Origin of the sequence: Gordonia sp. DT219, assembly GCF_049847065.1 — a bacterium.
GTDB lineage: Bacteria > Actinomycetota > Actinomycetes > Mycobacteriales > Mycobacteriaceae > Gordonia.
Map to the genome: position 1 here is coordinate 16686 of NZ_JBNCNR010000035.1, position 11784 is coordinate 28469.

Below are 11784 nucleotides of genomic sequence, written 5' to 3' on the forward strand. Positions count from 1 at the left end.
CGGTCGCGGGGCGTGCCGGGGGGGTGGGGGGGGGGGGGGGGGGGGGGGCGGGGCGTGGGGGGGGGGGGGGGGGGCGCCCGGCCCCCCCCCGCGACCGGATCTGGCGTGCCGAGCTGATCGGTGTCGCAGCGATGGTCGTGGTCTTCGCGTGCTGGGCGGTCATGGACACCCGGGTGGCCCCGCGCCTGCTCGCGCATCCATTCACCGCGTGGGACGTCTTCCTCGGCTACGAACTGCCCGGTCCGCCGACTGCGCTACGGCTGGCCACGTTCTGGCGCTTCGACTTTCTCATCGGGACCGCGTTCATCGTCGTCGCGGCGCTCTACGGTCTCGGGGTGTGGCGCTTGCGCCGCCGCGGCGACGAGTGGCCGTGGGGCCGCACCCTTTCTTGGATGCTGGGTTGTCTGTGCGCTGTCGTCGTCACCGGGTCGGGGGTGCGCGCCTACGGGTCGGCGATGTTCAGTGCGCACATGGCAGAACACATGGCGCTCAACATGTTCGTGCCCGTGCTCCTGGTACTCGGTGCCCCGGCGACCCTCGCCCTGCGTGCGTTGCCGACCGCCGGCTCTGCCCGCCCGCCCGGCCCGCGGGAATGGTTGTTGTGGTCTTTGCATTCGAAGGTGACCCGGGTGCTGTCGAGTCCGGTGGTCGCACTGCTGCTGTTCGTGTTGTCGTTGTATGCGGTGTACTTCACCGCCATCTTCGCCACCTTCACCCGCTACCACTGGGGTCACGAGCTGCTGACGATCCACTTCATCGTCGTCGGCTACCTCTTCTACTGGGTGATCATCGGCATCGACCCGGGCCCGCGTCGTATCCCATACCTGGCACGCATCGGATTGTTGTTCGCGGTCATGCCTTTTCACGCGTTCTTCGGGATCGCGTTGATGACGAAGTCGTCGGTGATCGCCGAGAAGTTCTACAGTGAGGTCCATTTGCCGTGGGTCACCGACCTTCTCGCCGACCAGTGGACGGGCGGTGCGATCGCCTGGGGGGCCAGTGAGGTGCCGGTGGTTCTCGTGGTGGTGGCGATCGTCACGCAGTGGGCCAAATCCGACCGGCGCGATGCCCGTCGCGCCGACCGGCATGCGGAGACCTACGAGGACACCGAACTCGACGACTACAACAAGATGCTCGAAGAACTCACCCGATCGCGGCGCTGAGTTCGGGCGTTCGCGTGGTTGGCGGGGTAGGCCTCGCCGATCGCCGACTTGACCGGAACGGGGACAATCGACATATGCGGTGTGAGGTCGCGCGAGAGGCGCTGTCGGCACGTGTCGACGGAGAGCGTGAGACCGTGCCGTCGGCCCGGGTCGACGAACACCTCGCCGGGTGCGCCGAATGTGCGCAGTGGTATCAGGCGCTGCAGCTGTTCACCTTTCCCGAGATCGGTGAACCGATGCGGGTGGTGCGGGCCGACACCGCACCCGACCTCGTCGACCGGATGATCGCCGCGGCCGGCGACGGCGGACCTGTTGTCGAGAACAGAGCCGAGAAGTCCTCACGTATGTGGTGGGCGCTTGCGGCGGTGTGCGCCTTCGTCGCGGGGGCATCGGCGGTGGGCGTGGTGGTGACGCACGGATCGGTGACGATGATCTGCCTGTTCGCGCTTGCCGTCGCCGCGACCGTCGGGGTCACGGTGCGCGCGCGGCAGTAGCCGCCCGATGACGGTCCCAGTGGCGGCGGCTCAGCGGCGGGCGTCGCCGAAATGCTGCAGCCGCAGACTGTTGGTGACGACGAACAGCGATGACAGGGCCATCGCGGCGCCGGCGATCAGCGGGTTGAGCACGCCGAGCGCCGCGATCGGGATTGCGGCGACGTTGTAGCCGAAGGCCCACACGAGGTTCGTCCGGATGGTGCGCTGCGTGGCGCCGGCCAGACTGAGGGCGGCGGGTACTGCACGCAGGTCGTCGCGGACCAGGATCACGTCGGCGGCGCCGATCGCGACGTCGGTGCCGCGTCCGATGGCCAGCCCGAGGTCGGCGGTCGCGAGGGCGGGGCCGTCGTTGATGCCGTCGCCGACCATCGCCACCGAGTGGCCGTCGTCCTGCAGCCGGCGCAGGGTCTCGACCTTTTGATCCGGGAGTACCTCGGCGATGACGTCGTCGACGCCCACCGCCTCGGCGACGGCCCGGGCGGCGCCCTCGTTGTCACCGGTGAGCAGGATCGTGCGCAGCCCGGCCGCCTGCAACGCCGCGATCGCCGGTGCCGCCGACGGCTTGACGGAGTCGGCGACCGCGATCGCGGCGGCGGGCTCGTCGTCGATGATGACGTACACGACGGTCTTGCCCTGCGTCTGCGCATCGCGGCGCGCACGGGCCAGTTCGGTGGGGACCACGAGCGAATGCGCGGCCCACCGCGGCGACCCGACCCGCACCGTCTGCGAGCCGACCACCCCGCCGACGCCGCGTCCGGGTTCGACATGGAAGTCGCTCACCTGCGCGCGCCGGTCCTCGTCGACGGCGGCGGCGATCGCGGTGCCGACCGCGTGTTCGGAGGCGGCCTCCACCGCGGCAGCCAGCGCGAGAACCTCATCGGCGTCGAATCCTGCTGCCGCATGGACGGATTCGACCGACAGTGAGCCCTCGGTCACGGTGCCGGTCTTGTCGAAGACGACGGTGTCGATCAGACGTGAGGTGTCGAGGGTCTGATATCCCTTCAGGAAGATGCCGAGTTGTGCGCCCCGGCCGGTCGCCACCATCACCGCGATCGGGGTCGCGAGGCCCAACGCGCACGGGCAGGCGATGATCAGCACGGCCAGCGCGGCCGACACCGCGCGGTCGGCCGGTTCTCCGGCGAGCAGCCAGGCAGCCAGGGTCACCAGCGCGAGGGCGACGACGACCGGGACGAACACCCCGGCGATTCGGTCGGCCAGCCGCTGCGCGCGCGCCTTGCCCGATTGCGCCTGCTCGACCAGCCGCATCATCCCGGCGAAGGCGGTGTCGGCGCCGACCGCGGCAGCCTCGACGATCAGCCGCCCGTTGAGCACGGTGGTGCCGCCGATGACCGCCTCGCCCGGGGTGACGTCGACCGGCCGGGATTCGCCGGTCATCGCGCTCATGTCGATGGCCGCACTGCCGTCGATGACGAGGCCGTCGGTGCCGACCGTCTCACCCGGGCGGACGACGAAGCGCTGCTGTTCTTTGAGTTCCTCGGCCGGGATCCGCATCTCGCGTCCGTCGGCAAGAAGTACCGCAACGTCTTTCGCGCCGATCGCGGCCAGCGCCCGCAACGCCCCGCCGGCCCGTGAACGGGCACGCGCCTCGAAGTAGCGGCCGGCGAGGACGAGGACCGTGACGCCGGTGGCGACCTCGAGATAGATCGAGTCGCTGCTCCAGATCGCGTCCCACACGCCGTGGGTGGCCGCCGCATCGGGGTCGGTGGTGAACATCGAGTACAGCGACCAGCCGGTGGCTGCCAGCACTCCCAGCGTGACCAGGGTTTCCATGGTGGCCGCGCCGGTGCGCAGGTTCTTGGCCGCGACCCGGTAGAACGGCCACGCACACCAGGTGAGGATCGGCGCGGCCATCGCGAGCAGCAGCCACTGCCAGCCGGTGAAGCGGGTGGCCGGCACCACCGCGAACACGATCGACATGTCGGCCAGCGGGACGAACAGCACCACCGCGACGGCCAGACGCCGGAACAGGCGCTTCGCGTCGTCGGCGTCGGTGTCGGGGATCTCGGTGGGCACCTCGGAGCGCGGGGTCGCGCCGTAGCCGGCCTTGTCGACGACCGAACACAGTTCCTCGGTGCTGATCTGAGGCGATGCGTCGACCGTGGCCACCCGGGTCGCGTAGTTGACCGAGGCGCGCACCCCGTCGACCTTGTTGAGCTTGCGTTCCACACGCGCCGCGCAGGCACCGCAGGTCATGCCGGTGACGTCGAGTTGGCGCCGCTGTTGCTCGGTGGCGGCATCGGCATCGGGCATCGTGTCGGTCGCCGCGTCATGCAGGGTGGTCACATCATCCTCGATCTCTCGGCCCGCCGACGCGATCTCCGACGGCGTCCCGGGCCACAACACACTCGTCCTCCGAGGATAGGTCGGTCGGCGGGGCCGTCGAGTTCCCGCCTGATCAGGTGGGCTGCGTCACAATCGGGGATCGGGCGGCTCAGACCGAGCGGCGGTGGTGCGTCGTCGAGGCGGCGATCAGTGATTCGCGGGCGCGGGCGACCCGGGATCGGACGGTACCGACCGGGCAGCCGGTGACGTCGGCGGCCTCCTGATACGAGAGCCCGAGGATCGAGGTGAGCACCAGTGCCTCGCGGCGCTCGGCGGGCAGGCCTTCGAGCAGGAGGTTCACCTCGACGAGGTCCTCCCACCGGGAGCGGGTGATGCGGGTGGCGTCGGCCGCCGACACCCAGTCCACCCCGGAACTGATCCGCGGGCGGGACCGGTCGTGGCGTACCTCGTCGGCGCACACGCGTCGCGCGATCGACAGCAGCCATGTCTTCGCGCTGGCCTCGGCCCGGAACCGGGAGATGCTCTTCATGGCCCGGAGATAGGTTTCCTGGGTGAGATCGTCGGCGGTCGAGGCATGCCCGAGATGGGCGATGAACCGCCATACGTCCTTCTGGGTGGCGCGGATGAACGCCGTCAGCGCTGCCCGGTCGCCCGTCGCGGCGAGCAGCGCGGCGCGCGTCAGCTCGGCGTCGGACGGGCATTCCATGCCGCTCACCCTATCGGGTCGGCCGTTGCGGCGGCGATGCCCACCCCGGGGGGCTAGGACACGCCCCAGTCGCGCAGCACGCCGGTGTAGCGCTTGGGTGGCGGTGACGCGAACTCGCCGGAGGAGGTGCCGGTACGCAGCCCCATCGCCGCCATCGCCGAGAGCATTCCGACACCGGCGGCGACGCCGTCGATGACGGGCGCGCCGATCTGGGCCGAAACCTGTTGCGCCAGATCGGCCATCCCGGCACAGCCGAGGAGGATGGCGTCGGAGCGGTCGTCGGCCAGTGCCTGTACGCACGCCTTGGCGAGGATGTCGGCGGCGTCGGGACGCGAGTCGAGTTCGAGCACCGGTATCTCGCAGGCGTGGATGCCGAGGCACTGGACGGCGAAACCGTAGTGGTCGACGAGGTCGCGGGCGTGTCCGATCGTGCGCGAGAGCGTGGTGACGACGGAGAACCCGCGGCCCAGGGGTGCGGCCAGATGCATGCCGGCCTCGGCGATTCCCAGGACCGGGGCGTGCGCGAGTTCGCGGGCGGCGTCGAGCCCGGGATCGCCGAAGCAGGCCAGCAGGTAGCCGTCGGCGCCGGGATGGGTGGCGATCGCGTCGAGCACCCCGGGGACCGCGAGCGCCTCGTCGTAATGGCTCTCGATCGATTCCGGGCCCATCGCGGCGGTGACCGCGACGATCTCGGCGTCGGCCCGCGCGACGGAACGGGCGGCGTCGGAGATCATCGCGGTCATCGCGGCGGTGGTGTTCGGGTTGATGACGACCAGCCTCATGGCGGCGCGCTCACCTCTCGTCCGATCCCGCTGCCGATCGGCTTCGCATTCGCCTCACCTCACGCCGTGGTGAGCGACGCGGTGCCGCCGTCGTTCTCGCCGTCGCCGGCCGACACGGTGGTCGGTTCGCCGTCGACGCTTGTCGTGCCGTCGGCGGCGACGGAGATGTCGGTGGTGGAGTGCGCGGTCACCTCGGCCGGCGCAGTCGCACGCCCGTACACGAACTCGTTGGGCGCCAAGCGCATTCCGGTGTAGTAGATGATCAGTCCGGCACCCGCGCCCATGAACCAGGTGAAGCTGGCCTCGTAGGCGGTGCCCCAGATGACGAACGAGATCGGCAGGATCGAGGCGAGGATCACCGAGATCACCGCGACCGGATTCCAGCCGTTGCGGTAGAAGTAGGTGCCCCGCGGTTCACGGGTGAACAGGTCGTCGACGACGATCCGCTGCTTCTTGACGAGGTAGAAGTCGGCGATGAGGATGCCGAACAGCGGGCCGATCACCGCGCCGAGCGTGTCCATCGTGTAGTGGATCGCGCTGGGATTGTTGAACAGATTCCACGGGGTGATCAGCACCGAGCCGACCGCCGCGATCATGCCGCCCATCCGCCAGGTGACCTTGGTCGGCGCCACGTTGGAGAAGTCGAAGGCGGGGGAGACGAAGTTCGCGACGATGTTGATGCCGATGGTGGCGATGGCGAAGGTGAGCACGCCGAGCACTGCGGCGGTGGTGTTGTCGATGTGGTCGACGATGTGGACCGGGTCGGTGACGATCTTGCCGTCGGCGTCGCGGCCGATGACGGTCGCCCCGGCAGATACGGTGCACACCACCAGGATCGAGAAGAACAAGAAGTTCACCGGCAGGCCCAGGAAGTTGCCCTTCTTCACCTCACCGAATGTCCGGCCGTAGCGGGAGAAGTCGCCGAAGTTGAGCATCGGACCCGAGAAATACGACACCACCAGGGCGAAGGCGCTGATCATCGCGGTGATCGACCCCCAGCCGGTGGTCCCCGATCCCTCGGACAGATCGAAGTGCACGTTGCTCCACCCGGCCTTGACGATGAGGTAGGCGGCCAGTGCGATCATCACGACATAGACTGCGGGACCGCAGAAGTCGATGAATTTGCGGATGGTGTCCATGCCGTTCCAGAACACGATGGCCTGCAACACCCACATCAGGATGAAGCCGCCCCAACCGACCGGGGACAGGCCGAGGAAGAAGTGTGAGCCGTCCTCGCCGTACTGTGCCAGTGACGGCCAGAACTTCAACGCCAGCAAGCCGAATGCGACCGAGGCGAGGTAGGTCTGGATGCCGTACCACACCACCGCGATCACCCCGCGGATGATCGCCGGGATGTTGGCGCCCTTGACGCCGAAGCAGATTCGGGTGGTCACCGGGTACGGCACCCCGGCCTTCTGCGAGGGTTTGGCGACCAGATTGCACAGCAGGTTGACCGCCACGATGCCGACGAGCAACGCGATCAGCACCTGCCAGGCCGCGATACCGAGAGCAAAGAGGCTGCCCGCGAACACATATCCGCCGACGCTGTGCACGTCGGACATCCAGAAGGCGAAGATGTTGTACCAGGACCAGTTCTGCTCTTTGAGCGGAGCGAGATCCTCGTTGGTCAGAGATGGGTCGTAGCCGGGTTTGATGACGCTCGCGCCGGCGGCGCTGTGATGCGTCTGCGCCCCCGCGGAGTCGGTTGATGTGGCCATGGATGATGCTCCTCACAGGAAAGTGTTGAGGAACAACCTAAGAACGATTTGTTACCCGGCGATTAATCGGCGGATATATTCTGGGCGGCCATCACGTGGTGCGGTGGCGGCGCTCCTCGGAATCGGGTGGCGCAAGCGACACCTCGGGTTCGATCCCGCGGAACTGCTCGAGACCGTCGATGCGCGGACCGTCTTTGGTGGCGTGCTCCCAGAGCTGGTCCTGCAGCCGGGTGGCCTTCGCCGCGACCGCACGCGCCGCCTTCTGCGTGGCCTCGGTGATCGATGCGGCCAGCTCGTCGGGAGTGACGGTGTCCAGATCGTCGAGGTCGATCTCGGTCTCGATGACCACGCCACGGGCGTTCACCCAGATGTGGACGTACTCGTCGGCCGACCACGCGTCGGCGGTGAGCGCTCGGAGACGTTCGGTGATCGCGGCGGTCTCGTTGCGGAACCGATGAACGCTGCCCGCGATGTCGTCGAGGATCGATTCGAAGTCCAGTGGTGAACCCATGTCGGCCATTGTGCCCGGCGCGGCGCGGCAGGGGGAACTGCTGGGGTCTGGTCGATGTGTTAGCTTCGGTAATCAGTTGGCGGGTGTGAATTCGACTGTGGGGGAAGAATGTCCGATTTTTGGATGCGGCCGGAGTTTTCTGATGCGGCCGATCGGTTCGACGAGGCGGCGAGCAGTGTGTCGGGGCAGGCGTCGGGGTTGGACGGTGGTGGGCATCCGTGGGGTGAGGACAAGTTGGGGAGTTCGTTTTCGTCGAAGTTCGTGCCCGACCTCGATCAGGTGCTGACCAACTTGTCGAATATGGCGACCAAGTTGGGTGACGAGGGTGAGGCGGTGACGCGGATCGCCGGGTCGGTGACGCGGGCTGATCAGGGTTTTGGTGGGTGATCGCGCGGGTCGCGGGGGGCGGCGGTGACGATCGGGTTGCCGGGCTGGTTGACGTGGCTCGGCGACAAGATGGGGGAGGAGTTCCCCGACGGTGACGAGGATGCGTTGCGCCGGTTGGCGCAGCAGTTCCGTGAGGTGGCCGACGGTCTGGAGTCGGAATCGTTGTCGTCGACGCGTACGGCGATCTCGACGGCACTCGACAACATCGAGGGTAGTACGCGGGATGCGTTGGAGACCGAGTATGCGTCGCTGACGTCGGGGGAGGCGTCGATTCAGGCGTTGGTGTCGCAGGTGCGGTCGTTGGCCGACGGCCTGGAGAGCATGGGTACCGAGGTCGAGTTCACCAAGGAAATGTATATCGCGAACTTGGTGGTGTTGGCGGCGACGATCGTCATGTTGTTGGCGACGGCGTGGTTCAACTGGTCGGCGCCGGCGGAGGTGACGGTCGCGATCGCGGCGACGCGCGCGGCGATCACGCGGCTGGTGGTGGAGACGGTGGGCCGCATTGTCAGCGAACAGGTCGCGCGGGTGATCGCCGACATGGCTTTCAACATGGTGCTCGGCGCGGCGATGAACACCGCGATCTCGGTCGGCATGGACCTGGGTGTTCAGGGCATCCAGAATCTTGAGGGCACGCGGCACGGGGTCGATTGGGGCCGGGTGGGTGCTGATGCCGAATCGGCGGCGATCACCGGTGTGCTCGCCGGTGGTGTGGCGGGAGGTTTGGGGCGGGTCGCCCCGGGTGTGGACAATGTGGCCCGCAATTATGTGCAGGGTGTGGCGGCCAATACTGTGGGAATGGTTGGGGCGCAGGAGATCACGACCGGTCATGTCGATGTGGGGTCGGCGGTGGGGGCGGGGCTGGTCTTCGGTGGTGTCGACGCGCTGGGCCGGTCGCTGCACGGGAATGAGTCCGGTGCTTCTGGTGAGCCGGCCGCTTCTGACGTGCCTGCTGTTGCCGACGCGCCGGCGGGTTCCGGACTTGCCGAGGGTGAGTTGTCGCCGGATCTGATGGCCGAGATTCACCGGGCCGACGGTGTCGGCGCTGGTGGGGTGCCCTCGGAGTCGGCGACGACTGCGGCCGGAACCGGGGCCACTGCTGGTGGGGCGGATGGCGGGCATGGGTTGCCGGCCGGTGGTGAGGTCGGTGGGCGTGCCGCGGATTCGGGTGTGGGTGGGCGGGGTGTCGAGCCGGGTGGGGCGGGAGTTGCGGCGACGTCGGGTGGTGCGGCGACGGCGGGTGAGGCCCGTGCGGCCGCGGTGGCGGCGCCGCGGCCCGAGCCGTCGGCGCGTCCGACTGCTTCGGTGACGTCGGTGTCCGATGGTGCGCGTTTGGGTGGGGGTGCGGGCATTCCGGTGACCCGGATCGCCGATTCCGCGGTGACGCCTGTGGCGCGGCCGGACGGCACCGCCGGCGGGGCACCGGTACCGGAAGGCTCCCGCGGTACTCCGGTGATCGATCCCGGCCGCAGTGAGCCGATGGTGACGCATCTGGCCGGTGACGATCCGGCACCGGGTCCGGGGCCGGTGGACCCGAGGCCGCCGGACACGCCGGGCTCCGATGACCCGGCGGGCCCGACGCCGACGACCGGCGAAATCCCGGGCGGCAGCCGCGGGTCGGGCGTCGACCCGGTGTCCGGCGCGCCACCGAGCCGGCCGCAGCCGTCGGACACAGCCGCCCAACCCGCTCGCGCCGACGGCGGTGCGGCGCTGGCGCGGGACTCCGCTGCGGCATCGAAAGATGATGCTGCACAACAACAGGCACCGAATCGCGAGGCGCCGAGTCGCGAGGCGCCGAATCGGGAGACACCGGAGCCGCGGCGGGCGGCCCCGGAACCTGGTCGGGCGGGGGTGTCGGATGCTGGTGGTGCGCGGTCGCCGCGTGTTGCGGGTGAGCCGGTGGCCACTCCGGCGGGCGAGGATGACGGTCCTGCGGGTGGGGATGTCTCCGGCTCGCAGTTCGGTGGCGCCGGTGTGGCATCTGGTGGCCATGCCGCCGGCGGGGAGCGTTACGTACCGGAGTCGGGTGAGGAGACGTGTGCTGCTGACGTCGTCGATTATCTGTCGGAGACGACGGGCGGGGAGTTCGTGTTGCCGCATGAGCCGACCGCGAGGGGGATTCCGGCGCGGGATTTGTTTGAGGCGGTCGGTTCGGAGGCGGGTGCGGAGTCGTATGGCGGTATCCATGACACGTTGCTCGGTTTGGGTGATGGTGCGCAGGCGCTGATCGCGTCGCGGTGGGCTGCTGATGGGGAGGGGTTGGGGGGTCACGCCTATGTGGCGGTGAATGACGGTGGGGTGGTGCATCTGGTGGATCCGATCACTGGTGCGCGGTTGGGGTGGCCGCCGCATTGGGGTGAACAGAACGTCGGTGTGGTGGTTGCGGGCTACTTCCACCCTGATGGCTCTGCGGTGCACCCGTTGGTGGGGGAGGCGGGTTTGCATGCGGCGTTCGAGGTGGGTGAGGTCGGTGCGGGTCCGCGGTCACGGTGGTTGGACCCGGGGCGTGGTGAGCCGGTCGGTGTGATCGATCGCCCGGATCTGGGGGTGGGTGCTGAGGGGACGCCGGTCCGGGAGAAAGTGTTCGAGGAGTGGACTGCGCGTATCGAGCCGAGGCTCGATCCGGCGGGGTTGGGTAGGGAGCATCCTGATTTTCGGGAGGTGGCGCGGCATGAGCGTGAGGTGGAATATCCGGTGGGTACCCATCCGGTGTATCCGGAGCATCGGGTGTTCGAGACGACGACGGGTGTCGGTGGTAACGAGTTGACGTTGATCACGGCGGTCGGGGAGAACGGGTTGGAGGTGCCGGTGGGTGGCAAGGTGGTGATCGGTGAGGTGTTTGATCGGGTGGATCGGCCGTCGGCGGAGGTGTCCGCGCAGCGGATTGCTGCGTCGGGGCAGGGTGTGCAGGAGGTGTTCGAGGGTGATCAGGGTGGGCATGTGTTCGGGTTCCGGTTCGTGTTGGCCCAGGGGTTGCGCAACATGTTCGCCCAGGATGGGCATTTCAATATGGTGCCGTATCGGGTGATGGAAAACGAGTGGTCTGATTTCGCCCGGTACGGGGCGCGGGTGGAGGTGGAGATTGATCTGGAAGCACCGGCTGTGGGGCAGCGACCGGATATGATTTCCATCGGTGGTCTGGCTTACTCGGCAAAGTCGAATGTTCTTCTCAGGAAAGTCAAATTCGATAAAGACTTCAGTAACGATTCATCGCAGCAGTACAAGCGCCAGTACTTCAAGAAGCAAATTCTGGCGCTGATTGCTGAAGCAGAGGGAGAAAGGTGACAGTAGATGGCTGCGTTGGAAGATCTGTTACGCGATTTGGGTTCGGAACTCGCGGAGATTGCGGTGAATGCCACCGGAAGCTTGTCGGAGGGGCCGTGGGATCGGTATATGACAGTTGATCATTTCAGTCCTGGTCACCGAGCTGGCACACACGCGGCATGGCTGAGTGGCGAGGAGATTCTTGATCGGCCGGCGGGAATCTCAATGCAAGATATGAAGCGTCTTAAACGGCGAGTGCGGGAGTTTCGTCGTGATTTTCCGGTTCCTTTGTGGTTGTTTGATGCGTTGGTGTTGGTGGTGGATCGGGTGCCGGTGCGGGGTGTGGTGCATGTGGTGTGTGGTGATGTGGCGGCGGGGTTTGAGGCGTCGATGGCGACGGCGGGGCAGGTGCAGGATCGGGCGGCGGCGATGTTTTTGGGGCTGTCGGAGCCGTC

8 protein-coding genes and 2 pseudogenes are annotated in these 11784 nt (G+C 67.9%); 5 read left to right on the forward strand and 5 right to left on the reverse strand.

What is annotated here, in order from left to right; translation table 11 throughout:
* Nucleotides 1–1163 (forward strand): cytochrome c oxidase assembly protein (locus ACPXB3_RS21270; protein WP_425729490.1); only part of this gene is annotated, 1163 nt, incomplete at its 5' end.
* A 74-nt stretch (nucleotides 1164–1237) separates the two neighbouring features.
* Nucleotides 1238–1337, forward strand: a pseudogene (locus ACPXB3_RS21275) (zf-HC2 domain-containing protein); the annotation flags it as partial.
* Between the two features lie 350 nt (nucleotides 1338–1687).
* On the opposite strand, the gene ACPXB3_RS21280 reads toward ACPXB3_RS21275, so the two are convergent.
* The 5 genes from ACPXB3_RS21280 to ACPXB3_RS21300 form a co-directional block, all read right to left on the reverse strand.
* Nucleotides 1688–3928 (reverse strand): heavy metal translocating P-type ATPase, encoded by a 2241-nt coding sequence (locus ACPXB3_RS21280; protein WP_425706977.1) that lies wholly within the window; start codon nucleotides 3926–3928, stop codon nucleotides 1688–1690.
* Between the two features lie 181 nt (nucleotides 3929–4109).
* Complete coding sequence (locus tag ACPXB3_RS21285; protein WP_425706969.1) at nucleotides 4110–4667, reverse strand: sigma-70 family RNA polymerase sigma factor; 558 nt, start codon at nucleotides 4665–4667, stop codon at nucleotides 4110–4112.
* Nucleotides 4668–4720: 53 nt separating this feature from the next.
* On the reverse strand, nucleotides 4721–5449 hold the full coding sequence (locus ACPXB3_RS21290) for an aspartate/glutamate racemase family protein (protein WP_425729492.1): 729 nt from the start codon (nucleotides 5447–5449) through the stop codon (nucleotides 4721–4723).
* A 59-nt stretch (nucleotides 5450–5508) separates the two neighbouring features.
* On the reverse strand, nucleotides 5509–7167 hold the full coding sequence (locus tag ACPXB3_RS21295) for an NCS1 family nucleobase:cation symporter-1 (protein WP_425729494.1): 1659 nt from the start codon (nucleotides 7165–7167) through the stop codon (nucleotides 5509–5511).
* A gap of 91 nt (nucleotides 7168–7258) precedes the next feature.
* On the reverse strand, nucleotides 7259–7678 hold the full coding sequence (locus tag ACPXB3_RS21300; RefSeq protein ID WP_425706972.1) for a YbaB/EbfC family nucleoid-associated protein: 420 nt from the start codon (nucleotides 7676–7678) through the stop codon (nucleotides 7259–7261).
* A gap of 108 nt (nucleotides 7679–7786) precedes the next feature.
* Here ACPXB3_RS21300 and ACPXB3_RS21305 point away from each other — a divergent pair, with 108 nt between their 5' ends.
* The 3 genes and pseudogenes from ACPXB3_RS21305 to ACPXB3_RS21315 form a co-directional block, all read left to right on the forward strand.
* Nucleotides 7787–8065, forward strand: coding sequence for a hypothetical protein (locus ACPXB3_RS21305; RefSeq protein WP_425729496.1), 279 nt, complete (start codon nucleotides 7787–7789; stop codon nucleotides 8063–8065).
* A 24-nt stretch (nucleotides 8066–8089) separates the two neighbouring features.
* On the forward strand, nucleotides 8090–11350 hold the full coding sequence (locus ACPXB3_RS21310; RefSeq protein ID WP_425729498.1) for a toxin glutamine deamidase domain-containing protein: 3261 nt from the start codon (nucleotides 8090–8092) through the stop codon (nucleotides 11348–11350).
* Between the two features lie 6 nt (nucleotides 11351–11356).
* A pseudogene (locus tag ACPXB3_RS21315) lies at nucleotides 11357–11784 on the forward strand (hypothetical protein); the annotation flags it as partial.